The sequence below is a fragment of the Chachezhania antarctica genome, from assembly GCF_003646465.1.
Classification (GTDB): Bacteria; Pseudomonadota; Alphaproteobacteria; order Rhodobacterales; family Rhodobacteraceae; genus Chachezhania; species Chachezhania antarctica.
This window is the reverse complement of record NZ_QZEX01000016.1, coordinates 18,000-40,396: the sequence shown is the minus strand read 5'-3', so window position 1 is coordinate 40,396 and position 22,397 is coordinate 18,000. Positions and strand designations below refer to the sequence as shown.

General features: G+C 63.9%; 20 protein-coding genes. 8 read left to right on the top strand and 12 right to left on the bottom strand.

The annotated features are described in order from the left end of the window. Positions 1 to 13: 13 nt before the first annotated feature. The 4 genes from phnE (D4754_RS21465) to phnC all read right to left on the bottom strand — a co-directional run bounded on the left by phnE (D4754_RS21465) (position 14) and on the right by phnC (position 4,085). Positions 14 to 1,330 (bottom strand): phosphonate ABC transporter, permease protein PhnE, encoded by a 1,317-nt coding sequence (gene phnE, locus D4754_RS21465; protein ID WP_121067946.1) that lies wholly within the window; start codon positions 1,328 to 1,330, stop codon positions 14 to 16. Next, positions 1,327 to 2,211, bottom strand: coding sequence for a phosphonate ABC transporter, permease protein PhnE (gene phnE / locus D4754_RS21460; RefSeq protein ID WP_121067944.1), 885 nt, complete (start codon positions 2,209 to 2,211; stop codon positions 1,327 to 1,329). The genes phnE (D4754_RS21465) and phnE (D4754_RS21460) overlap by 4 nt, the downstream gene beginning before the upstream one ends. Positions 2,212 to 2,277: 66 nt before the next feature. Next, on the bottom strand, positions 2,278 to 3,183 hold the full coding sequence (gene phnD / locus D4754_RS21455; protein ID WP_121067942.1) for a phosphonate ABC transporter substrate-binding protein: 906 nt from the start codon (positions 3,181 to 3,183) through the stop codon (positions 2,278 to 2,280). A 62-nt stretch (positions 3,184 to 3,245) separates the two neighbouring features. Beyond that, entirely contained in the window at positions 3,246 to 4,085 is an 840-nt protein-coding gene (phnC, locus tag D4754_RS21450) for a phosphonate ABC transporter ATP-binding protein (RefSeq protein ID WP_121067940.1), read from the bottom strand. 226 nt (positions 4,086 to 4,311) lie between these two features. Between phnC and rpe the strand changes: the two genes are divergently transcribed. After that, positions 4,312 to 5,004 (top strand): ribulose-phosphate 3-epimerase, encoded by a 693-nt coding sequence (gene rpe, locus D4754_RS21445; protein ID WP_121067938.1) that lies wholly within the window; start codon positions 4,312 to 4,314, stop codon positions 5,002 to 5,004. Positions 5,005 to 5,017: 13 nt separating this feature from the next. Then, positions 5,018 to 5,650 (top strand): alpha/beta family hydrolase, encoded by a 633-nt coding sequence (locus D4754_RS21440; protein ID WP_121067936.1) that lies wholly within the window; start codon positions 5,018 to 5,020, stop codon positions 5,648 to 5,650. A gap of 9 nt (positions 5,651 to 5,659) precedes the next feature. Here D4754_RS21440 and D4754_RS21435 read toward each other — a convergent pair whose 3' ends face one another. The 6 genes from D4754_RS21435 to D4754_RS21410 all read right to left on the bottom strand — a co-directional run bounded on the left by D4754_RS21435 (position 5,660) and on the right by D4754_RS21410 (position 13,423). Next, on the bottom strand, positions 5,660 to 6,358 hold the full coding sequence (locus tag D4754_RS21435) for a PAS domain S-box protein (protein WP_163026019.1): 699 nt from the start codon (positions 6,356 to 6,358) through the stop codon (positions 5,660 to 5,662). A 240-nt stretch (positions 6,359 to 6,598) separates the two neighbouring features. Beyond that, the gene (gene yghU / locus D4754_RS21430) at positions 6,599 to 7,468 is read right to left on the bottom strand and encodes a glutathione-dependent disulfide-bond oxidoreductase (protein WP_121067932.1); all 870 of its coding nucleotides are present in this window, start codon (positions 7,466 to 7,468) and stop codon (positions 6,599 to 6,601) included. Between the two features lie 60 nt (positions 7,469 to 7,528). Further along, the gene (locus D4754_RS21425; RefSeq protein ID WP_121067930.1) at positions 7,529 to 8,683 is read right to left on the bottom strand and encodes an ABC transporter permease; all 1,155 of its coding nucleotides are present in this window, start codon (positions 8,681 to 8,683) and stop codon (positions 7,529 to 7,531) included. After that, positions 8,680 to 9,708: an ABC transporter permease gene (locus D4754_RS21420; RefSeq protein WP_121067928.1), complete on the bottom strand. Its 1,029-nt coding sequence runs from the start codon at positions 9,706 to 9,708 to the stop codon at positions 8,680 to 8,682. The genes D4754_RS21425 and D4754_RS21420 overlap by 4 nt, the downstream gene beginning before the upstream one ends. A 27-nt stretch (positions 9,709 to 9,735) precedes the next feature. Then, the gene (locus D4754_RS21415) at positions 9,736 to 11,658 is read right to left on the bottom strand and encodes an ABC transporter substrate-binding protein (RefSeq protein WP_121067926.1); all 1,923 of its coding nucleotides are present in this window, start codon (positions 11,656 to 11,658) and stop codon (positions 9,736 to 9,738) included. Beyond that, positions 11,651 to 13,423, bottom strand: a complete 1,773-nt coding sequence (locus D4754_RS21410; RefSeq protein ID WP_121067924.1) for an ABC transporter ATP-binding protein — start codon at positions 13,421 to 13,423, stop codon at positions 11,651 to 11,653. Before D4754_RS21410 ends, D4754_RS21415 begins: the two co-directional genes overlap by 8 nt. A gap of 231 nt (positions 13,424 to 13,654) precedes the next feature. Here D4754_RS21410 and D4754_RS21405 point away from each other — a divergent pair, with 231 nt between their 5' ends. Continuing rightward, a complete protein-coding gene (locus tag D4754_RS21405) occupies positions 13,655 to 14,140 on the top strand; it encodes a class I SAM-dependent methyltransferase (RefSeq protein WP_121067922.1) in 486 nt (161 codons plus the stop codon). A gap of 63 nt (positions 14,141 to 14,203) precedes the next feature. Here D4754_RS21405 and D4754_RS21400 read toward each other — a convergent pair whose 3' ends face one another. Continuing rightward, positions 14,204 to 14,566, bottom strand: coding sequence for a lysozyme inhibitor LprI family protein (locus D4754_RS21400; RefSeq protein WP_121067920.1), 363 nt, complete (start codon positions 14,564 to 14,566; stop codon positions 14,204 to 14,206). Positions 14,567 to 14,842: 276 nt separating this feature from the next. On the opposite strand from D4754_RS21400, the gene D4754_RS21395 reads away from it, so the two are divergent. The 4 genes from D4754_RS21395 (at position 14,843) to D4754_RS21380 (ending at position 18,483) form a co-directional block, all read left to right on the top strand. Continuing rightward, on the top strand, positions 14,843 to 16,219 hold the full coding sequence (locus tag D4754_RS21395; RefSeq protein ID WP_121067918.1) for a bifunctional enoyl-CoA hydratase/phosphate acetyltransferase: 1,377 nt from the start codon (positions 14,843 to 14,845) through the stop codon (positions 16,217 to 16,219). Further along, positions 16,216 to 17,358, top strand: coding sequence for an acetate/propionate family kinase (locus D4754_RS21390; RefSeq protein WP_121067916.1), 1,143 nt, complete (start codon positions 16,216 to 16,218; stop codon positions 17,356 to 17,358). The genes D4754_RS21395 and D4754_RS21390 overlap by 4 nt, the downstream gene beginning before the upstream one ends. Positions 17,359 to 17,628: 270 nt before the next feature. Then, on the top strand, positions 17,629 to 18,261 hold the full coding sequence (locus D4754_RS21385) for a glutathione S-transferase family protein (RefSeq protein ID WP_121067914.1): 633 nt from the start codon (positions 17,629 to 17,631) through the stop codon (positions 18,259 to 18,261). 15 nt (positions 18,262 to 18,276) lie between these two features. Next, the gene (locus D4754_RS21380) at positions 18,277 to 18,483 is read left to right on the top strand and encodes an FAD-dependent oxidoreductase (RefSeq protein ID WP_121067912.1); all 207 of its coding nucleotides are present in this window, start codon (positions 18,277 to 18,279) and stop codon (positions 18,481 to 18,483) included. A 171-nt stretch (positions 18,484 to 18,654) separates the two neighbouring features. On the opposite strand, the gene D4754_RS21375 is transcribed toward D4754_RS21380, so the two are convergent. Then, positions 18,655 to 19,044, bottom strand: coding sequence for a DUF3307 domain-containing protein (locus tag D4754_RS21375; RefSeq protein ID WP_121067910.1), 390 nt, complete (start codon positions 19,042 to 19,044; stop codon positions 18,655 to 18,657). A gap of 273 nt (positions 19,045 to 19,317) precedes the next feature. Between D4754_RS21375 and D4754_RS21370 the strand changes: the two genes are divergently transcribed. Continuing rightward, positions 19,318 to 22,251, top strand: coding sequence for an ABC transporter transmembrane domain-containing protein (locus D4754_RS21370; protein WP_121067908.1), 2,934 nt, complete (start codon positions 19,318 to 19,320; stop codon positions 22,249 to 22,251). The last annotated feature ends 146 nt before the right edge of the window (positions 22,252 to 22,397 follow it).

Sequence of the window (22,397 nt, the reverse complement as noted above, 5' to 3'; positions counted from 1 at the left end):
CCCCCGTCCGACCTCAATGCCCGGTGCCGTCCCCGGAAATCAGGCGGCGGCGGAGGATGCCGGAAATCCAGTCCATTGCCATAACCATCAGAACGATCAGCACGATGAAATAGGTGACCTTCTCCCAGTCCTGCTGGGTGATGATCGCCTGCGTCAGCAGAAGCCCGATCCCGCCGCCGGTGATGGCGCCGATGACGGTGGCAGACCGCGTGTTCGATTCAAGGAAGTACAGCAGTTGCGAGATCAGCACCGGCACCACCTGCGGGATCACTCCGAAGCGGTAGCGCTGGATCGCGCTGGCGCCGGTGGACTGCACGCCCTCGATGGGGGCCTTGTCGACGTTCTCCAAGGCTTCCGAGAAGATCTTGCCGAAGGTGCCCGTGTCGGTCACCAGGATCGCCAGCGCGCCGGTCAGGGGGCCGGGGCCGAAGGCGCGGGCCAGGATGATCGTCCAGATCAGCGCATCGACGCCGCGCAGGAAATCGAACATCCGGCGCATTGCGAAGCGGACCGCCATCAGGGGCGCGAAGTTCTTGGCCGCAAGGAACGCCAGCGGCAGCGCGATGAGGCCGGCGCCGAAGGTCCCAAGGAACGCCATCAGCACGGTTTCGAACAGGGCCCAGGCCACGTCCTGATGCCGCCACATGGAGTTGGTCCAGAAGGCGGTGAAGATGTCGCCCGCTTCGCCCTGTACCGCGCGGCCCGCGACCTCGCCCACGGACAGGCCGTAATAGGGGCTGTCGAGCGTGAACCAGAACGCCTCCCATCCGTTGAAATAGCGGAACACCTCGGTCCGGTTGCGGGTGACGGTGAAGCGGCCCGCTTCGGTCGTGATGGCCACCCGGTTTTTCGAGGCGTTGATCCAGCCCGGCAGATCGCCATCCGGGAAGGTGGCATTGACGCCGGAGCGGCCGGGTTCGGCCCGGAAGGTGCCATAGCCGGGGATCGTGTAGGTCACGATTTCCGGTCCGAAGGTGGCGATGTGGCCTTGCCCGAGGTCGATCACCGTCTCTTCGCCGCGGGTGACCCAGTCGGGTGAGCCGTCTTCCGGGTAGGTGCCGTTGCGGCGGCCTTCGATGGAGATGTCGACCTCGGCCGAGCGATTATCGCGGGTGACGTGCATCTTGTAGCTGTAGCTGTCGGCCACCAGCGTGCGGGCGTTGTCCATGTCGGCACGGGAATAGAGCCCGGGCACGTCGAAGGCGAAGAAGATGTAGACGAGATAGGCGATGATCACCAAGGGGATGCTGAAGCCCGCCAGTTTCTTCTTCGAGAACAGCTGGTCCGCGCCAGATTTCAGCCGGTCGAGATCGGTGGTTGCGACGGTCATGGCCGCACTCCTTCGCGGGCTTGGGTGCCGTAGGTCAGATGCGCGCGCAGGTAGCCCGAGATTTGGTCGACCGCGACGATGGTCAGGAACAGCAGGATGAAGATCGCCGCGGCCTGATCGTACTTGCCCTGTCCCCAGGACATCGCGTTTCGCAGGTCATAGCCGATGCCGCCTGCGCCCACGAAGCCAAGGATGGCCGAGGCGCGGATGTTGATTTCGAACCTGAGCAGCGCGTAGCTGACATAGTTCGGGCCCACCTGCGGGATGACGCCAAGGTACATCTGCTGCGCCCATGTGGCGCCGACCGACCGCAGACCCTCGACAGGCTTCAGCGAGACGTTCTCGTTCACTTCGGAAAACAGTTTCCCCAGCGCGCCGGTGGTGTGGATGGCGATGGCGATCATGGCCGGCACCGGCCCGCCGCCCAGAACGAAGATCAGCACCAGGGCGATAACGATTTCGGGGATCGCGCGGGCGATGTCCATCAGCCGGCGGAACAGTCCGATCAGCCGCGGCCAGCGTGCCAGCCCGCGGGTTGACAAGAGCGCCAGCACCGTGCCCGCGATCAGGCCGATCAGGGTCGAGGCGGCGGCGATGTTCAGCGTCTCGATCAGCGCGGGCAGATGCGCGACAAGATGGCGGGGCAGTTCGGCGATGTTTTCCCAGGCTTCGCCCAGGACCTCGGCCGGGAAATCGAAGACATGGGTGATCCCGTTCCAGAACCCGCCTGCATTGCGGCTGTCGGCGGTGTTGAAGCCCGCGACCATCAGCGCCACGAAGACGATCAGCAGCACGAGGCTGTACAATCGCTTGCGCCGGGTCAGGGCCATGTAATCGGTCTGGATGACGTCCACGCGGGTGGAGGCGCTGGTCTCGGCCATGTCGGGATCCCCTGAACGTGAAGAAGCCCGGCCATGAAGGCCGGGCTTCGGGAGCAGTGATTTCGCTTAGTTGGAAACCGACTTGCGGGCGTCGATGATCGACAGGTAGGCGTCGTGGCCGATGGGGGCAAAGTGCAGGGCTTCGCCGGCGGCAACGCCGTAGAAGCAATCCTGGTCTTTTTCATGCAGACCGGCCATCAGGGCGGTCATCTTTTCCTTCACGTCGGCGGGCAGGGCGGTGCGCAGCACGACCGGGCCTTCCGGGATCGGCTTCGACTTCCAGATTTCCACCATGTCGTTCATGTCGACCAGGCCCGCATCCACGGCCTTGCGCAGCGCGCCCGAGTTGTAGCCGTCTTCCCATTCGCCCAGGCCGTCGGCCCAGGTCACGCCGCCGTCGATGTCGCCGTTGAAGACTGCGACGATGGTCTGCTCGTGACCGCCGGTGAACTTGACGTCGCCGAAATACTCACCCGGCTCCATCGTCGAACCGGTCTGCTGGGGGATTTCGATCGACGGGATCAGGTAGCCCGAGGTCGAGTTCGGATCGCCGAATCCGAAGGTCTTGCCCTTCATATCTTCCAGCGAGGTGATGCCGCTGTCCTTGCGGGCAAAACCGATGGAATGGTAGCCGTAGGTGCCATCGGTGTTCACCTTGACCAGCACCGGCTCGACCACGTCGGGGTCGGTCAGGTAGGTCTTGGCGTAACCGCTTGCGCCCAGCCATGCCATGTCGATGGTGCCGCCCAGGAGGCCCTGGATCACGCCGTTATAGTCGGCGGGCGCGAACAACTTGACCGGAACGCCCAGGGCTTCCTGGGTGTAATCGGCCAGGCACTGGTTGTTGTTCAGACGGTCCTGGGCGTTTTCGCCGCCAAGGATGCCGATGCGGAATTCTTCGATCTGGTCTTGTGCGAAGGCCGGGGCCGTCAGCGCGGTGGTTGCCAGGGCGGCAGCGATGATCTTTTTCATAAGGTCTCTCCCGAGGGTTGGTAGGCCCGGCCGAACTTTGACCGGAAGTCGTGGAAATGGTGTCAGGCGGTGGCTTCGGCCTCGCGCAGGGCGCGGATATGGGCATCTTCGGCGTGGCCGTGTTCGAGGGTCCCGATCTCGGTCGACGTGGCGGCTTCCGAGAAGTCGGCGCCCGCGCCGTAGATCTCGCGCGCCATATTGGTCGTCAGCTGTTCGGGCGAGCCGTCGAAAACGATCCGGCCGTCGCGCATGCCGATAACGCGGTCGCAATAGCGCCGGGCCGTGTCGAGCGTGTGAAGGTTGCAGATGACGGTGCGGCCGTCTTCTTCGTGGATGCGGCGCAGCGCCTCCATCACGGTCTGGGCGTTCATCGGATCGAGCGAGGCAATGGGCTCGTCCGCGAGGATGATCTTGGGGTCCTGCATCAGGGCGCGCGCGATGGCGACACGCTGCTGCTGGCCGCCCGAAAGCGCTTCGGCCCGTTTCGGTGCGTGGTCCGCGATGCCCAGGCGATCCAGTATCTCGATCGCGCGGTGGATGTCCGACTGCGGATAGAGGTTGAAGATCGTGGTGAAGGCGGACCGGCGGTTCAGCGTGCCGTGCAGCACGTTCGACACCACGTCCATGCGCGGGACAAGGTTGAACTGCTGGAAGATCATCGCGCAATCCGACTGCCAGGCGCGCTTGGCGGCGCCGGTCAGATGGGTCACGTCGCGACCTTCGAATTCGATCACGCCGTCCGACGCGTCGCTCAGGCGGTTGATCATCCGCAGCAGGGTGGATTTGCCGGCGCCGGAGCGGCCGATGATACCGATCATCGCCGTGCCCTCGACATTCAACGAGGCGGCGTCGACGGCAGTGTTCTGCCCGAATTTCTTGGTCAGCTTCTCGATACGAAGCAAGGTTCACCCCCAGGACTGTGCGGCGTCGGCCTATCCCGGGCGTCTCAACGAATTGCGACAGCTTCGTGAAAGTTATGTAACGGGGCGGGAATGATTGCGGTTCGCGGCGATTCCGGAGTAGGGCTGCCCGGAATTTGCAATCTTCGCGTGCGGTGCTGCCTTGCAATGCTGCGCTAATCGCCTTGATTGTCTAGCAGGTACCGCACCATTCATGGGACGCACGCGCATGAGCTTTGACCGAGATTTGAAGATTGCCCCGTCGATTCTGTCGGCCGATTTCGCCAATTTCGGGGCGGAGTGCGAGGCCGTCGAGGCGCAGGGCGCCGACTGGATCCATGTCGACGTGATGGACGGGCATTTCGTGCCGAACATCACCTTCGGGCCGACCACCTGCGCGGCGATCCGGCCCCATGTGAAAACGGTGATGGACGTTCACCTGATGATCGCGCCCGTCGATCCCTTCATCGATGCCTTCGCGCAGGCCGGTGCCGACCGGCTGACGGCCCATGTCGAAGCCGGGCCGCATATCCACCGGACGTTGCAGGCCATCGGCGGCGCCGGCTGCAAGGCGGGCGTGGCGCTGAACCCGGGCACGCCGGCGTCGGCCGTGGCGGATGTGCTGGACCTGGTCGATCTGGTCTGCGTGATGACGGTGAACCCGGGCTTCGGCGGACAAAAGTTCATTGCCAGCCAGATCGCCAAGGTGCGCGAATTGCGCGCGATGATCGGCGACCGTCCGATCCATATCGAGATCGACGGCGGCGTCGACCCGACCACGGCGCCGGGTATCGTCGAGGCGGGGGCCGATGTGCTGGTTGCGGGCTCGGCCGTGTTCCGGGGCGGTTCGGTGACGCAACCGTCGGCCTATGGCGCCAACATCAAGGCGATCCGCGAGGCGGTGGCCGGCACCTACGTCTGATCGGGGCATCGCGATGCCGGGCCACGACTTCCTGCTGAACGGCGACGAGCCGGGCCGGCCTACGTTCCTGCTGGCCCATGGCGCCGGTGCGGCGATGGACACACCGTGTATGACATTGGTTGCCGAAAGGCTGGCAGATCGCGGGCTGCGCGTCGCCCGGTTCGAGTTCGCCTACATGGCCGACCGCCGCACCGGCGGACCCAAACGCCCGCCGCCGAAGGTCGAGCTGCTGGCCGGGGAATACCGCGCCGCCATCGATGCCCTGCCGCATGACGGCCCGCTGTTCATCGGCGGCAAGAGCATGGGCGGCCGTGTCGCGAGCCTGATCGCCGATGGGATGGGGGACCGGATCGCGGGGCTGATCTGCCTTGGCTACCCCTTCCACCCGCAGGGCAAGCCGGACAAGTTGCGCACGGACCACCTGGCAAACCTGCAGATGCCCACGCTCATCTGCCAGGGCACCCGCGACCCCTTTGGCACGCGGGAGGAGGTGGCGGGCTACGCCTTGTCCGACCGGATCACGTTTCACTGGCTTGAAGACGGCGACCATGACCTGAAACCGTGCAAGCGGGTGACCGGGCTGGGTCTGGACGATCATCTTTCAACGGCTGCGGACGCCATCGCGCGGTGGACGCGGGGCGCGTGAACCGCAGGGTCAGATCCGTGTCAGCGCGATGGACGTCGGCTCGGCACGACCCATGCCATGGCGCAGAGCCGCCGAGAAGGTGACGGGAAGAACTTCTCCGTCACTGCGGACAAGGTCCAGTTCCACATCGTCGATACGGCCGTTTTCGAACAGCACAGGCAGCAGCGCCTGTGCCTTGTCCTGGCTTTTCAGGGTCATGAAATGGCGGGAGTGCGTGCCGATCACGTGCTTGCGGGACTGTTTCATGACATCCAGCCAGTACGAGCTGACCTGCACGAGGCGGCCCTCCCGGTCGAAGGAATGCATCATCACAGGGGCGTGGTCGAACAGCAGCCGTTCGACGCCGGGCAGACCCGACATGAAGAGCGCGAAAAGGTCGTCGCGGGCATCGGCCGCGCGGTTGTTCGCCTGCCGGAGAGCTTGTTTCAGGCCGTCCACCCCGTCCTGTAGCGCAGTGCCTCCCGCAGCGTCGGCGGGCCGGCGCAGGATCGGGGCCAGTCGTCGGCGGACATGGGCAATTTCACAGGCCGCCGCTTGGATCCGATGCGTCTGCAGGAATGCTTCGATATCGTCAAATACGGACAGGACCCATTCCAGATCCTGTTGTTCGTCGTCCGGGGGCGTGCGGGGGTCTTCGTGTCTGTCGCTTGTCGTTCCGTCCAGGTCTTGGTCCCCGCCGGAACCGTTCTCACCGTCATCGGCACTCATCGACACACCAGTCCTTTCAACGCTGTCCGAGCGGTCGGGGATCTGTGCCTGCCGGATGCTGGAACCGGCGTCCATTTCGGTGGCACATGCTCCCGGCTGGCCCTCTTTAAACGTGAGTCCAAGACTCACTTAACGCAAGGGTAACGTAAAAACCCAACTACTGCGACAGTTTGTACGAAAAACAAATCGGCCACCGGTCGGGATGACCGGTGGCCGAAAAGGGCAGGTGCGGCGCGGCGGTTACGCCGATTCCGCCAGCTTGTCCTGTGTCTTCGTTTCGAAATCCGACGCATCATGGCGTTCGTGAAGCTGCTCGGACGGGTCGCCCATGGCCTTGTTGACCATGCGGCCACGCTTCACGGCGGGGCGGGCATCCAGCATTTCCGCCCACCGGACGACGTTCTTGTAGGACGCGACATCAAGGAACTCGCCCGCGTTGTAGGCACGGCCAAGGCACAGGTTGCCGTACCACGGCCAGATCGCCATGTCGGCGATGGTGTATTCGTCGCCCAGCATGAAGGTCTTGTCGGCCAGGTGCTTGTCGAGCACGTCGAGCTGGCGTTTCACTTCCATCGCGTAGCGGTTGATCGGGTATTCGTACTTCTCCGGCGCGTAGGCGTAGAAATGGCCGAAACCGCCGCCCAGGAACGGGGCCGAGCCCATCTGCCACATCAGCCACGACAGCAGTTCCGCCCGGTTCGCCGGATCGGCCGGCAGGAAGGCGTTGAACTTTTCGGCCAGGTACAGAAGGATCGCGCCGCTTTCGAAGATGCGGGTCGGCTTTTCGGTCGAATAGTCGACCATCGCCGGGATCTTCGAGTTCGGGTTGATCTCGACGAAGCCCGATCCGAACTGATCGCCATCGCCGATATTGATCAGCCAGGCATCGTACTCGGCATCCTTGTGGCCGGCCGCCAGAAGCTCCTCGAACAGGATGGTCACCTTCTGGCCATTGGGCGTGGCCAGCGAATGCAGCTGGTGGGGATGCTCGCCGCGCGGCAGTTCCTTGTCGTGGGTGGCACCCGAAACGGGGCGGTTGATGCTGGCGAAATTGCCGCCGCTTTCCTTTTCCCAGGTCCAGACCTTGGGGGGCTCGTAAACGTCGCTCATGGGTTCGGATTCCTTTCAGGTGTCCTGTCGGTTCCGTTTGGGCCTTCTGCGAAAGTGACTTCAGCTTTCGTAGGGATCCAGCGAGTCACGTAAGCCGTCGCCGAAGAAATTGAAGGCCAGTACCACCACGATGATCGGAATCATGGGGATCGCAAGCCACGGGTATATCTCGATAGAGGCTAGGTTCTGTGCGTCGTTCAACATCACGCCCCACGATACCGCCGGTGCCCGCAGGCCAAGGCCCAGGAAGGACAGGGCGGTTTCCCCAAGGATCATCGCCGGAATCGACAAGGTGGCCGATGCGATGAGGTGGCTTGAGAAGTTGGGGATCAGGTGCCGGCGGATCACCCGCCCGGATGGCGCGCCCATCATTTCGGCCGCGCGCACGAACTCTTCCTCGCGCAGCGACAGGAACTTGGCCCGCACGGCCCGCGCCATGCCGGGCCAGTCGAGGATGCCGAGGATGATCGAGATGATGAAGAACACGGCCACCGGCCCCCAGTTCGACGGCACCGCCGCCGACAGCGCAAGCCACAGCGGCAATTCGGGCAGGCTTCGCAGGATCTCGATCACGCGCTGGATCACCCAGTCGATCCGGCCACCGAAATAGCCGGCGATCGAGCCCAGCCCGATGCCGAAGAAGAACGACACCGAGATCCCGATCAAGCCCACCGTCAACGACAGCTGCGCGCCGTAGAGGATCCGGGAGAACACGTCGCGGCCCAGCTGGTCGGACCCCCAAAGGAAGATTGGATCTTCGGTGGGGGAACAGAACAGGTGCCGGTTCGACGGGATCAGCCCGAAGACTTGCCATTGATCGCCCAGGCAGAAGAACTTCAGCGGCAGAGGCGTGTCGGTGTCGGGAATGTACTTGTAGGTGTAGGTCTCCATGTCCAGCACCTCCTCCACCGAATAGATGTAGGGGCCGATGAAGCTGCCTTCGTGGAACAGGCGGATGCTTTCGGGCGCCTTGTACTGGTGGTCCGGGTGCCGGTCGTTGGGGGCATAAGGCGCGAAGAACCCGGCCACGGGTAGCAGCAGGTAGCACAGCAGCAGGAACGCGCCCGATATCAGCCCCAGCTTGTGGCGGCGGAACTTGCGCCAGACCAGCAAAGCGTTGGGCGCATCGAGATCGGCGCGTTCCGGCGTGGTCAGGCCGGCATCGGCGTCGAACGGTGCGTCGTCGACGTAGCGGCCGTCGGGAAGCTGGGTCATATGTCTCGGCCCTCGTAGCGGATGCGGGGGTCAAGAAGCACCAGCAGCACGTCGGAGATCATCGTCCCGATCAGCGTCAGGAGGGCCACGAACATCAGGATGAAGCCGGTCAGGAACAGGTCCTGCGATTTGAGCGCGATCAGAAGCGACGGCCCGATGGTCTGAAGCCCCATCACCACAGACACGAGAACCGAGCCCGAGACCATCGCTGGCAGCAGGTTGCCGATATCGGCCACGAACGGGTTGAAGGCCATCCGCAGCGGGTATTTTATCAGCATGCGCCGTTCGCTCATCCCCTTGGCGATGGCGGTTTCGACGTAAGGCTTGCCCAGCTCATCGAGCAGGTTGGCCCGAAGCCGCTGCATCATCGCGGCAGCCCCTGAGGTACCGATCACGAAGGTAGGAACGATCATGTGCCCGAGGATGGACTGTACCTTGCCCCACGACATCGGCGCGCCTTCATAGGCCGGATCCATCAGCCCGCCGATGGGCAGGCCCAGATGCTTGTTGCCGTAGTGGAACAGGATCAGCGCCAGCAGGAAGTTGGGCGTGGCAAGGCCAAGATAGCCCACGAAGGCCGAAGAATAGTCGATCCACGTCTTGGATCGCGCCGCGGCCAAGATGCCCAAGGGCAGCGCCACCATGTAGACGAACAGAACCGCAGCCACGTTGACGAGCACGGTCAGCCATAACGTGTCGCCTACGATTTCGGCCACCGGTGCGTCAAATTCGAAGGACCAGCCGAAATTGCCCTGGATCAGGCCGGAGAAGCCGTGGACCCCGGGCATGAAGCCCATCCAGATCATGTATTGCTGCCACAGTGGCTTATCGAGCGAATATTCCCGACGCAGGAATTCGGCCTTGGCCAGCCCGCTTGCCTGCCCTGTCGCGCGCAGTTCGTTGATCTGGTTCGAGATATAGTCGCCGGGCGGCAGGTTGATGATCGCGAACACCAGGACCGACACCACCAAGAGCGTAAGCAGCATGGTGCCGAACCGGTAGATTGCGTATCTCAGAAGCTGCATCGCCCGACGTACCCCTTACTTTTTACTTTACTCAGCCGCGAAGAAAAATTCGTCGGTCCGGTGAACCCCGAAATGCGCACCCGGATCCCACGCCCACATGGCGCGTTCCGGAACGTTGCGCAGTTTGTCCGACACCACGATCGGCTGTGGCGCCTGGTTCACCGTGCCGATGCCGTAGACCTGATCTGCGTGGATGGCCAGCATCTCGGTCCAGATCTCGCTGCGTTCTTCGGTGGTGGTGGCTTTTTCCCACGCAGACGCCAGATCCATCAGGCGGATCGCTTCGGGCAGGTCGGGCTTTTCACCGGCGGTGCCGCCCGTCTGGTAGTACTGGCCCCATTTCGGCCATGCCAGGAAGTCTTGGTAGCGTGGTGCCAGGTACGAGGGCGAGGTGAAGGGCTGCGGCAGGCCGTCGTCCCAGCCGTACCAGACCGACGCCATCGTCGTGCCGGCAAAGACCCGGTTGCGCAGGATGTCGCGGTCCAGCGGACGCATCACCAGTTTCACACCGATATCTTTCCAGTTGTCGGTGATGATCTGAAGTGCGTTCTCTTCTTCCTGGCGTTCGCCGGCGGTTTCGATGATCAGCTCCATCGGGCGGCCATCGGGCAGCAGGCGGATGCCGTCGGGGCCCTTCTTGTCCAGCCCGGCCTCGTCCAGCATCTCGTTCGCGGCGGCGACGTCATGCGCGGCATAGGCCTCGCGGAACTTTTCCTGGTACATCGGGCTTTCCGGCAGCACCGACATCGCGGCGGGGGTGGCCAGGTTGAAGAACAGTGCCTTGTTCAGGCCTTCGCGGTCGATCCCCAGCGACAGTGCGCGGCGGACGCGGACATCGCGCAGGACCTTCTGCCAGCCGGCATCGTCCACGTTCAGGTTGGGGTAAATCGCCAGTTGCGACGCAACGCCCGTCGGCCACAGAAGGGTGGTGTAGGTCCCGTTTTCCTTTTCGCCCTTCTTCAGGACGGCAATATCCGAAAACGACAGGCCTCGGCCCTGCAGATCGGTCTCGCCCGCATAGCTTTTCGCGGCAACCAGCCCGGAGGCCACGATCTCCATCTCGACCGTGTCGATATAGGGCAGTTGCTGCCCGGTGCTGTCGACGCGGTGATAGTAGGGGTTCCGCACGAACTGGTGGCGGATCTTGTTGCCGTCGGTCGAATTCACCCAGGGCTGCAGCGTCGGCAGGTCCGGGTTGTCGAACTTGTACATGTTGTCGAGCTTGTTGTGCAGCGCGGCCCAGCTGGACGACCGTTCATCCTCGATGGCCGCGGCGAGCGTGTCGGCATCGGCGTAATCTTCATGATACTGCTTCAGGAAATGGGCCGGGCGATAGATGAAGGTCGGGCTGGCCATGGCCAGGCTTTGCAGGAAGTCCGGGTTCGGCCCGACCCATTCGAAGACCACCGTCGTTTCGTCCGGGAAGGTGACGCTGGGCAGTTCGCCCCCGACCTTCAGGAAGTCCGGCGGCCCGGAGGGCTGGAGCTGTTCGTTGTTGGCCACGTCGTCCCACCAGTAGCGGAAATCCTCGGACGTGAACGGATGCCCGTCCGACCACTTGTGGCCCGGGCGCAGCTTCAGCGTGACCTTGGTGTCGTCGATGTTTTCGACGCTTTCCAGGATGTCCGGCACAAGGTTGTATTTCTCGTCGTAGCCCACCAGCCGCGCATAGCCGTAGACGACCATCTGGCGGATGTCCTTGTCGCGGGTGACCATGGTCTTCAGCGTGCCGCCCGGGGTGCCGATGGTGCGGCCCTTGGCCTCCAGATCCACGATCAGGGGCGCCGACGGCACCCTTTCGGCGACCGGGGGCAGCTTGCCCGCCTCGACATCGGCCTTCCAGTAGGGGACCGGCTTCAGATCGACCTGCGCCAGCGCGGTGCCGGCGGTCAGGGCGAATGCGATGGCCGCCGATGCGGCCCGGATCGAGAAACGGTAGTGTTCAGACATGACAGCGTACCTTGTGTCCAGGGCTGAGAGTTGAGAGCTCGGGGAATTCCGTGTTCGTCATGCGGAATGCCTCCGGCCAGGTCTCGGGCGATCCGGCGCCCTGCGCGACAAGCGACAGGTCGATGGGTCGGGAGATATCGGGTTCGGGTCGCGCTGCAATAAGCGCCTTGGTGTAGGGATGATGCGGATCGTTGAACAATTGTTCGGGTCTCGCCTGCTCCACGATCAGCCCGCGGCGCATCACGGCGACTTCGTCGGCAATGCGCGACACGACGGCCAGATCGTGGCTGATGAACAGGTAGGACAGGCCCAGCCGGTCGCGGATGTCTTCCAGCAGGGTCAGGATCTGTTCCTGCACCGACACGTCCAGCGCCGAGGTCGGTTCGTCGCAAACCAGCAGCGCCGGGTTCAGCGTCAGCGCGCGGGCGATCGACAGCCGCTGCCGCTGCCCGCCGGAAAACGCATGCGGGAACCGCTTCAGCATGTCCGGGCCAAGGCTGACCTGCCGCAGCATCTCTTCCGCCCGCTCGCGGCGTTCGGCCTTGGTGCCGATGTTGTGGATGTCCAGCGGCTCGGTCAGCGCATCAAGGATGCGCATCCGCGGGGACAGCGAGGAATACGGATCCTGAAAGACCATCTGCGCGCGCCTTTGAAGCATCGTGCGCTGGGTCCGGTCCATCGCGTGGACGTTCAGGGTTTCACCGCCCGGATCGGGGGTGAACATGACTTGTCCACCGGGATCGGGCAGTTCGGCGCCAAGGGCGATCCGCGCCGCCGTCGACTTGCCCGATCCGCTTTCGCCCACGATGGCCAGTGTCTTGCCGCGGGGCAGGACGAGGCTGACGTGCTGGCAGGCGTGGATCAGGGTTTCCCGGCCCATGCCGCTGCGCATCGTGTAGGTCTTGGACACGTCCTTCAGTGTCAGGATCGGGTCCGTGACCTCGGCCGGCGGGGGCGCGGGTTCGTCGGTGGGTTCGGGGATCGCCGGCGCCGCCGCGATAAGTTTTTTCGTGTAGGCATGTGCGGGGGTCATCAGCACGGGTTCGGCCGGGCCGGATTCCATCACGCGGCCCTTGTGCATCACCACCACGTCCTTGGCCATGTTGGCCACGACGCCCAGATCGTGGGTCACAAGGATCAGCGCCATGCCGGTATCGGCCTGCAACTGGCGGATAAGGCCCAACACCTGCGCCTGGGTCGTGACATCAAGCGCGGTCGTCGGTTCGTCGGCGATCAGCAGCTCCGGCTCGCCCACCATCGCCATGGCGATCATCGCCCGCTGGCGCATGCCGCCCGACAGTTCGAACGGATAGGACCGGTAGGCGCGTTCGGGATCGGGAAAGCCCACATGTTCGAAGGTTTCCAGCACCTTGCGCTTGGCCTGCGCCTCGGTCGCGCCGCGGTGCAGCCACAGCACCTCGGAGATCTGGTTGCCGATCCGGTGCAGGGGCGACAGGGACCGCATCGGTTCCTGGAAGATCATGGACACCGCATCGCCGCGAACGGCGCGCATTTCCTTTTCGGTCATCGAACTGAGCACGCGTTCGCCATCGCGCCCGTTCAGCACCACGCGGCCAGAGCGAAGCTGCGCCGCCTTGGGCAGGATCCGCAGGATCGCACGGCAGGTGATCGTCTTGCCCGATCCGCTTTCGCCGACCAGCGCCAGCGTCCCTCCGGGCTTGAGTGAAAAGCTGACCCCTTCAACAACACTGGGGTCCCGGCCGAAGCCGATGGAAAGATCTTCTACTGACAACAGATCTTTCATTCAGGCGTGCCTGTTTGTGGCGGTATGGATTGGCATGGTCCTTCTCGGCGTCCCCCGATGTCGGCGCCACAATCGCGTGGGGGCGGCCTGCTAGTCAAACCCCAATTGCACCTGTGGCATAGCGGTCGCGTTACTTGCGGCCCGGGGCCCTACACTTCCCGCGCCGTATTTGGCATGAAGCGGGAACGACCCGACGTTGTTAATCGTCGTTAACCATAGTGGAGACTACGCATGAGCCGACTGGACATCTTCATAGACCGCATGGTCTCGCAGCGTGCATGCCTCGATTATGCCATCGCGGAAACCGCGCATATGGGCGGCCCGGTCTACGAGCTTGGGTTGGGTAACGGCCGGACGTTTCACCATTTGCGGGAAAAGATCCGGGGGCGAGAGATCTTCGTCTTCGAACGCGCCATCGCTTCGCACCCCGATTCGACGCCGGACGAGGATCATGCGATTCTGGGCGAGATAACCGAAACCCTGCCCGCGCGACTGGCCGATGCAGGCCCCGTTGCCAGCCTGATCCACGCCGATCTGGGCGGTCACAACGCGGCCAAGAACGTGGCATTCGCGAAGACGATGTCGCCGCTGATCGCCCCGCATCTTGCGCCCGGCGGGTTGGTGATTTCGTCCGACAGGATGTTCTTCGAGGATCTGGAAGAAATGCCGCTGCCATCGGGCGCGGTGCAGGGCCGCTGCTTCATTTACCGCCGCTAGAGCCCTGGTTTTCAATCGCGCGCTGCGATTCCTGTCGTCCGCTCAAGGGGGAGATTTGCTGCCTCAGCAGAGTTTGATGGCCTTGCAATAGTTCGACATGCCCGTGTCGATTGTCGATTTCAGCGCGCTGATCCGGGTGGAATAGGCGCTTTTCAGGCAGGCGGTATCGTCGCCGCAATCATTGCGTGTGGTCAGGAAGGTCTGAGCCGCGGCCTCTTCCGCGCCGCGTTCGCCCATCATCATGGGCATCTTGCCGACCACGCCATAAAGCGTGGCCATCTCGACATCCATGTTGGCCAGATCGCGGTGATTGCAGATCGCGTGCTCGGTCGGCGTAGCGGCGTTGGAGCAGTTGTAGCTTTGTGCAAAAGCGGCGCTGGCTGGGGCGAGCGCGAGAAGAAAGGGAAGCGTGAGAGGTAGGCGCATGGCGTGGGTCCTTGCAACGGCGCGGGGCCGGTTGGAGTGCTGTGCCGCCGAACGTCCGGCAGCCGGGTGAACCGTGCCGCGGCCTGCCCCTACGGACATCCCGACACATTTACGAACCCTGCCCAATCGCCGGCCATCGCGCAACTGCCGCGGCAATTGCGCCGTGGCGCGGCACATTGGGGTGGACATCAACGAAGCCGTCGCAATCCTGCGGTAGACCTTGGCGCGATGGGATTATGTGGCGTTTTTGGTAAGCCGGGGAAGGACGTGACCGAGATGACGACCAAGATAAGCAGCCTGTGCTATGACGATCTGGCGGTGGGGATGACGGCGCAGGAAACCCGTATCTGCCGGGCCGACGACCTGTTCGTGTTCGCCAACGCGTCCGGCAACTTCAACCCGATGAACCTGCCGGGCGACGATGGGCGTGCCGAAGCGGCAGCGCCCAGCATGTGGGTCGCGTCGCTGATCTCTGCCGTGCTGGGCGTCCGCCTGCCGGGGCCGGGAACGCTCTACCTCAGCCAGACGCTGGATTTCATCGGCCGCGCCCGCGCGGGCGAGGAACTGACGGCCCACGCCAAGCTGATCGAAAAGATGGACGGCAACCGGGTGAAGTTCGAAACCTGGGTCGATGGCCCCGAAGGCCGGGTCGTCGAGGGCGAGGCCGTGGTGCTCGCGCCCGCGCAAAGCCTGACGATGGAGCGTGGCGATATCCCCGGCCTGACCGTGCAACGCCATGTTCATTTCGACCGGCTTCTGCAGATGGCCGAGGTGCTGGACCCGATCCCGACGGCCGTGGTGGCGCCCGAAAGCCCCGACGCGCTGGCGGGGCCGATCCTGGCCGCGCAACACACGCTGATCGACCCGATCCTGATCGGCGACCCGGACAGGATTCGCGCCGAAGCAGAGAAAGGCGGGCTCGATATCAGCGCTTTCCGCATCATCGCAGAGCCCGACCACAAGGCCGCCGCCGCCCGCGCCGTCGCGATGATCCATAGTGGCGAGGCGCACGCAGTGATGAAGGGCGACCTGCACACCGACATCCTGCTGGGACAGGTGGTGAAATCGGACGGTGGTCTGCGGGTGGGCCGCCGGCTGAGCCATGTCTTTGTCATGGATGTGCCCGGTCTGCCGCATCTGCTGATGATCACCGATGCCGCGATCAACATCGCCCCCGACCTGCCGACCAAGGTCGACATCATCCAGAACGCCATCGACCTTGCCCATGCGCTGGGCATTGAGGAGCCCCGCGTTGCCGTCCTGTCGGCGGTGGAGGTTGTGAACCCGGCCATCCCCTCGACGCTCGACGCCGCGGTGCTGTCGAAGATGGCCGAACGCGGCCAGATCCGCGGCGGGCTCGTCGACGGGCCGCTGGCGATGGACAATGCGATCGATCTGGATGCCGCGCGGATCAAGGGCATCCAGTCCTTGGTCGCGGGGCGGGCCGATATCCTGATGGCGCCGAACCTCGAAGCGGGCAACATGATCGCGAAGGAGCTGACGTTCCTCGCCCATGCCGAGGCGGGCGGAATCGTGATCGGCGCCAAGTGCCCGATCATCCTGACCAGCCGCGCGGATAATGAGAAGGCGCGGCTGGCCTCCTGCGCCATCGCGGCGCTTTACGCGGCGCAAAAGGGGGGCCTTGGCAAATGAGCGGCATCCTCACGCTGAACGCGGGCAGTTCGTCGATCAAGTTCGGGGTCTATTCCGAAGCGGCCGAACCTGAATTGCTGATGGTGGGCCAGATCGACAACCTCGGCCCGGCGGCGAAGCTGGTGATCAAGGGCAGCGAAACGCGGGATCTGGGCCATGCCGACCATGCATCCGGCGTGCGCGCGATCCTCGACGTGGTTGAACCTGTTTTGAAGGGCGCGCCCAAGGGTGTCGGTCACCGCATCGTCCACGGCGGAAAAAGCTATGGCGCCCCCGTGGTGCTGGACGCAGGCGTGATGGAGCAACTGGAGGCGTTCGTGCCACTTGCGCCGCTCCACCAGCCCCACAACCTGGCCGCCGTACGCGCGGCGCAGACGGCGTTCCCGGATGCCGTGCAGGTCGGCTGCTTCGACACGGCCTTTCACAAGGGCCATCCCTTCGTGAACGACACCTTCGCCCTGCCGCGCCGCTTCTACGAAGAAGGCGTGCGCCGCTACGGGTTCCATGGGCTCAGCTACGATTACATCCATTCGGTGCTGGCGCGCGACTATCCCGACCTGCACGCGGGCCGGGTGATCGTGGCGCATCTGGGCAACGGCGCCTCGATGTGCGCGATGGACGGCGGGTGCAGCGTGGGTTCGACCATGGGGTTCTCGGCGCTTGACGGTCTGCCAATGGGCACGCGCTGCGGGCAGCTCGATCCCGGCGTGCTTCTGTACCTGCTGGAGCAGAAGGGCATGTCGGCGTCCGAGATTTCCACGATGCTCTATACCGAGAGCGGTCTGAAGGGCATGTCCGAAAACACCAACGACATGCGCGTGCTGCTGGCGAGCGAAGATCCGAAAGCGGCCGAGGCCATCGACTACTACGTGTTTCGCATCCGCCGCGAGATCGGCGCGTTGGCGGCAGTGCTGGGCGGGCTCGACGGTATCGTCTTTTGCGGCGGCGTGGGAGAGAACGCGGCACCGATCCGTGAACGCGTGATCCAGGGGCTGGGCTTCCTGGGTCTCGAAATCGACGCGGCCGCCAACGCGGACAGCGCGGCGGATATCGGAGCGGGCGCGGCGAAGATCCTTGTGATCCCGACCGACGAGGAACGGGTCATCGCGCGTTCCGTGGCCAGGCAAATGGGCGGCTAAGCCTCAGGGCGCGGATGGGGGCTCTGCCCCGTCGCGCCTTTGGCGCGACTTCCCCGAGGTATTTGTGGACCAAAGAAGGTGCAGGGCCTCGTCTTCTTTCTACTCGAAATACTCCCGCCGGAGGCGGATCGGCATGTACGGCATGAGTGTCGGCTTGGGTATCTGGCGCCACATCGGCATCGTTCCGTTGCGGGACGGTGACACGTCCACCGTTTCGAATGCGGCGCGTGCGCGGTAGCGTGGGGATGAATTTTCAAGGGAGGGAGCCCCATGATCTTCTACGATTGCGCGACGGCGCCGAACCCGCGGCGAGCGCGGATGTTCATTGTCGAAAAGGGGCTCGACATCGAGACCCGCGAAATTTCTATCGCCAAGGGCGATCAGCTGAACCCTGACTTCCTGGCCGTCAACCCCCGGGGCACCGTGCCTGTGCTGGTGACGGAGGAGGGCACCGTGCTGGCCGAGAACCTTGGCATCGCGGCCTACCTTGAGGCGATCCAGCCGGAGCCGAACCTGATGGGGCGGACGCCGGACGAAAAGGGCTTGGTGCTGATGTGGAACGCGATTGCGGAGACGCAGGGCGGCATGGCGGTGGCCGAGGCCTTGCGCAACGGCAACCCGCACATGAAGGGCCGGGCGATCCCCGGGACCACCAATTTCGAACAGATCCCGGAACTGGCGGAGCGCGGTCTGGTGCGGATCGACCTGTTCTTCGAGATGCTGGAGAAGCGGCTGGCGGAGAGTGACTGGGTTGCCCTGCCGGACCGTCTGACGCTGGCCGATATCTCGACCTTCGTGTTCGTGCAGTTTGCAAAAGTCACGAAAAAGCGGATCCCGGAAGGCAACACCGCCACATGGACGTGGCACGACAGGATCGCGGAACGCCCCAGCGCGCAGGCGTAGCGAAAGACGGAAGACATGACCGGGACTGCAGATGTGATCGTCATCGGGGGCGGTCTCATCAGCGCGGCGACCGCGTTCGAACTGGCAGGAGCGGGACGGAACGTTCCTGTTCTCGACCGCAACGCGGGGGCCGGGCCACGGGTCGTGTGCCATTGTGCGGATGCAATGTTCGACTTTCGACGGCACCGCCTTCGCGTGGGAGGGATGCCGTTCCTGCCCTGACTGGGCGGACTATCTGGATCTGCCTTCCGGTCACGATCTGGCTCGTTACCGGCCGACCGTTCGCCTTGTGATACAGCCCGACGTGACCGGAGACGTCGTCCGGCACATGGCCTATGCGGCCGAGTTGCCCTGTTTGCAGCGCGAGATCGACGTCGGGTTCTTAGCTGTAGGTCAGATCGCGAACTGCGCCCAGGCCCATGTCATGCCGACATAGGTCATGTGGTGCAGCCACTGGTCGACCCCCGCCGCGCGCCAGAAACCGGCGTGGTTCGGGGCCAGGCCCATCTTGTCGGACATCATCGCCTTGCCGAAGTCGATGTTGAAATGGACGAACCATTCCACCGCGACGATCACGATGATGAAGCCCAGCGGCGCGCCGATGATCAGGAAGACAAGAGCCGATCCCAGTGCATGCACGCCGGCATGCATGGCCCGGCCCAGATGCAGATACTCCCCGCGCCCGTCGAGCATCCGGGGCGTCTGCAGGAAATAGTCTGCAAACATGTGCTTGGTTTCAAGCAATGCGAACAGAAGCAGGACAGTAAGAACGGTTTCGGTCAAATGGGCCTCCGGGGGGTCCTTGCCTGCCAGCTTAGGGGTTGGGCACCTGCTCTGCAATTGTCCTGTTTCAGATCAGTGCAATAGGTGCAGAACGTGGCGGCACGCAGTCTGCACTTGTCTAATTCGCGGGCGCTGTCGTAGACCTGTGGCAAAGGGCAGGGCGGGCAGGCCCGCACGAGGCTGGGGACAGTTCCAATAGAAAAGAAACTCTTCGGATATATCTGGAAACATTCGAAGCGCGATCAGCTTGTACTGCTGGTCGTGACCCTTTTCATGTTCCCGATTCTGTACCTGACGCTGGAACTGCCCAAGCGGATCGTCAACGACGTGATCGGTGCGCAGTCCAACATGATCGAGGTCTGGGGCTACCAGGTCCCCCAACTGACCTTTCTTGCGATCCTGTGCGGTCTGTACCTTCTGTCGGTGCTGATCCATGGCCTGCTGAAGATGCGCATCAACACGATGAAGGGTATCCTGGCCGAGCGCATGCTGCGCCGGTTCCGGTATCGCCTGATTTCGCGCATGTTGCTGTTTCCGCAGCCTTATTTCGAACGTGTCAGCCAGGGCGAGATGGTCTCGATGATCACCTCGGAATCCGAGCCGATGGGCGGGCTGATGGGGGACATGATCTCGCAGCCGGTCATGCAGGCCGGTCAGATGCTGACGATCCTGTACTTCCTGTTCGTGCAAAGCTTCTGGTTCGGGCTGGCGGCGGTCGCGCTGATCCCGGTGCAGGCCTACATCATCCCGATCCTGCAGCGGCAGATCAACCAGCTGAACAAGGAACGGGTCAAGGAACTGCGGGTGATGGCGTCCGTCATCGGCGAAAGCGCGGCAGGCGCCAGTGCGCTGCGCCTGAACGGCGGCTGGCGGTATCGGCTGGCGCTGGTGACGGATCAACTGGGGCGGCTCTTCCACATTCGCTTCAAGATCTACAACAAGAAGTTCTTCATGAAGTTCCTGAACAACTTCATCGGACAACTGACGCCCTTCTTCTTCTATTCCATCGGCGGCTACCTCGTGGTGCAGGGCACCGTTTCGCTGGGTGCGCTGGTCGCGGCGCTTGGTGCCTACAAGGACATCGCGTCGCCCTGGAAGGAACTGCTGGCCTATTACAACCAGACCGCCGACATGCAGGTCCGCTGGGAAACGGTGACCGAACGCTTTGCCCCGGCCGGCATGATGAAACGCAGCCAGTTCGAGGGCGAGCCCGAAGAGCTCTCGCGCCTGAAGGGGGACATCGTGCTGGATCACGTGACCTTGCGCGATGCCGACGGGAACCCGGTTCTGGAAGATATCTCGACCACGCTGCCGGCCGGCAAGGTCATCGCCATTGCTGCTCCCAGCGAAGAGGACCGCCGCGCGCTGACTCAACTTCTGACGCGGGAGGTGGTGCCGACGTCGGGCAAGATCGAGATCGCGGGCCACGATCTGACGGACCTGCACCACGCGGTGATCGCTGCGCGAATCGGGCGGGCGACATCGCGGCCGGTGACGTTCCAGGGGTCGTTCGGTGAAAACATCCTGATGCCGCTGCGCTATCGTCCGATGGAAGACAATCCGGAAGACGTCGACATGATCGAGGCGGTGAAGGCGGGCAACAGCACGGATTCATTCCATGCCAACTGGCTGGACCCGAAACGCGCCGATTTCGAGACGATGGATGAATTGCGCGACTGGTGGCACAAGCTGGTCGATGGCATGGGGTCCGGCACGGCGCTGTTCCAGCGGGGGCTTGACCAGGTGTTCGAGGCCGAGGAGCACCCGACCCTGGCCGAGAAGGTGATCGCGCTCCGCCCCGCGGCGCGGGAGGCGGTCGAAGCCGCCGGGCTGGGCCGCTATGTCTACTTCTTCCATCCCGAGAAATACAACAGCGCGCTGCCGGTCGCCGAGAACCTGCTGTTCGCGACGCCGCGCCGGCCGCTGACGCAGGAAGCGCTGGCAGGTCAGACCGAGTTCATGGCGCTTGTGCGGGAACTGGAACTCGACGTGCCTCTGGTCAAGCTGACCCGTGACGTGATCGAGATGCTGCGCCAGATCTTCGGGCCCGTCGGCACCGACCATCCGCTGTTCCGCAACCTCGGGCTGGACCCGGAAAACTATGGCGCCGCCGTCGACCTGGTGGAACGCAGCCGCGAAAGCGGCACGCAGGCACTGACGGACGAGGACCTGGCGACGTTGCTTATCGTGCCGTTCCGAATCTCGGCCGACCAGATCGGCCCGGCCTTTTCCGACGAGATGAAGACGCAGATCCTCGAGCTGCGGAAAAGCCATGCGCCGGTCCTGCAGAAGGCGATGGGCGATCTGTTCCAGCCGATCGGGGAAGACACCTATGCGCCCGGGATCACGGTTCTGGAGAACGCGCTGTTCGGCAAGGTGATCCGGTCGTCGGGCACGCGCGGCGAAGAGGTGGAGCGTATCGTCGCCAAGGCCCTGATCGACGGCGGCGCGCAGCCCAACGTGATCGACCTGATCTACGGCATGGAAATCTCGATCGGCGGGTCCAACCTGCCCGCGATCTTCGCCGAATCCCTGTCGCTGAGCCGCGCCACCATCAAGCGCCCGGACATCCTGATCCTCGACCGGGCGCTGGCGAGCTATGATCGCGATTCGCAGATCAAGGTGCACAGGAACCTGCGCGAACTGCTGCCCGACACGACGGTGATCTACCTGAACGATGCGTTTGACGATCCGGACGTGTTCGACATTTATTTCGAGATCCGGCAGGGTCGGCTTGTAAGCGATGACGGGGTGGCCGAGATGGCCGAAGACAGTGCAGCCAGTGCCGACCTGATGCGCAAGGTGCGCGCGCTGGAGGATATCCCGCTCTTCTCCGGACTGAACCGGAAGCAGCTTCGCCTGCTGGCCTTCGGCTCGCACTGGTACGAGGCGCAGACCGGCGAGATCGTGTTCGTGAAGGGCGACGAGCCCCGCGACGGTGCCTATGTGCTGATCGAGGGCGAGGCGGGGCTGTACCTGCCCAAGCCCGAGGACGAGGACGACCAGCTGATCGCCCGCGTTGGCCCCGGCGCGCTGGTGGGCGAACTGGGCCTGATCCGGAAAGAACCCCGCGCGTTGAGCATGGTCGCCGAGACCGAGCTGACCTGCCTGCGCATCGGGGAGGAAGAGTTCCTTGCCGTGGTCGAGAACGACGCGGCGACATCCTACAAGATCCTGCAGGTCGTGGCGGGCTACGTGTCCAACTGACGCGAGTGATCCCGACCCTTCCCGAAAGGAGCGCCTTGCGGCGCACGACCTTGTCTCGGGCCCGGCCTTCGGCCGGATCCCTCGGCAGACTGGCGGTTTCGGTTCCCGGCGACGGTCCCGGGCTTGCGGGGGGCAGGCGGGACCGC

Coding starts and splice junctions, on each gene's coding strand:
- phnE (WP_121067946.1), bottom strand. CDS start 1,330: ATGACCGTCGCAACCACCGATCTCGACCGGCTGAAATCTGGCGCGGAC.
- phnE (WP_121067944.1), bottom strand. CDS start 2,211: ATGGCCGAGACCAGCGCCTCCACCCGCGTGGACGTCATCCAGACCGAT.
- phnD (WP_121067942.1), bottom strand. CDS start 3,183: ATGAAAAAGATCATCGCTGCCGCCCTGGCAACCACCGCGCTGACGGCC.
- rpe (WP_121067938.1), top strand. CDS start 4,312: ATGAGCTTTGACCGAGATTTGAAGATTGCCCCGTCGATTCTGTCGGCC.
- D4754_RS21440 (WP_121067936.1), top strand. CDS start 5,018: ATGCCGGGCCACGACTTCCTGCTGAACGGCGACGAGCCGGGCCGGCCT.
- D4754_RS21435 (WP_163026019.1), bottom strand. CDS start 6,358: ATGAGTGCCGATGACGGTGAGAACGGTTCCGGCGGGGACCAAGACCTG.
- yghU (WP_121067932.1), bottom strand. CDS start 7,468: ATGAGCGACGTTTACGAGCCCCCCAAGGTCTGGACCTGGGAAAAGGAA.
- D4754_RS21425 (WP_121067930.1), bottom strand. CDS start 8,683: ATGACCCAGCTTCCCGACGGCCGCTACGTCGACGACGCACCGTTCGAC.
- D4754_RS21420 (WP_121067928.1), bottom strand. CDS start 9,708: ATGCAGCTTCTGAGATACGCAATCTACCGGTTCGGCACCATGCTGCTT.
- D4754_RS21415 (WP_121067926.1), bottom strand. CDS start 11,658: ATGTCTGAACACTACCGTTTCTCGATCCGGGCCGCATCGGCGGCCATC.
- D4754_RS21410 (WP_121067924.1), bottom strand. CDS start 13,423: ATGAAAGATCTGTTGTCAGTAGAAGATCTTTCCATCGGCTTCGGCCGG.
- D4754_RS21405 (WP_121067922.1), top strand. CDS start 13,655: ATGAGCCGACTGGACATCTTCATAGACCGCATGGTCTCGCAGCGTGCA.
- D4754_RS21400 (WP_121067920.1), bottom strand. CDS start 14,566: ATGCGCCTACCTCTCACGCTTCCCTTTCTTCTCGCGCTCGCCCCAGCC.
- D4754_RS21395 (WP_121067918.1), top strand. CDS start 14,843: ATGACGACCAAGATAAGCAGCCTGTGCTATGACGATCTGGCGGTGGGG.
- D4754_RS21390 (WP_121067916.1), top strand. CDS start 16,216: ATGAGCGGCATCCTCACGCTGAACGCGGGCAGTTCGTCGATCAAGTTC.
- D4754_RS21385 (WP_121067914.1), top strand. CDS start 17,629: ATGATCTTCTACGATTGCGCGACGGCGCCGAACCCGCGGCGAGCGCGG.
- D4754_RS21380 (WP_121067912.1), top strand. CDS start 18,277: ATGACCGGGACTGCAGATGTGATCGTCATCGGGGGCGGTCTCATCAGC.
- D4754_RS21370 (WP_121067908.1), top strand. CDS start 19,318: ATGTTCCCGATTCTGTACCTGACGCTGGAACTGCCCAAGCGGATCGTC.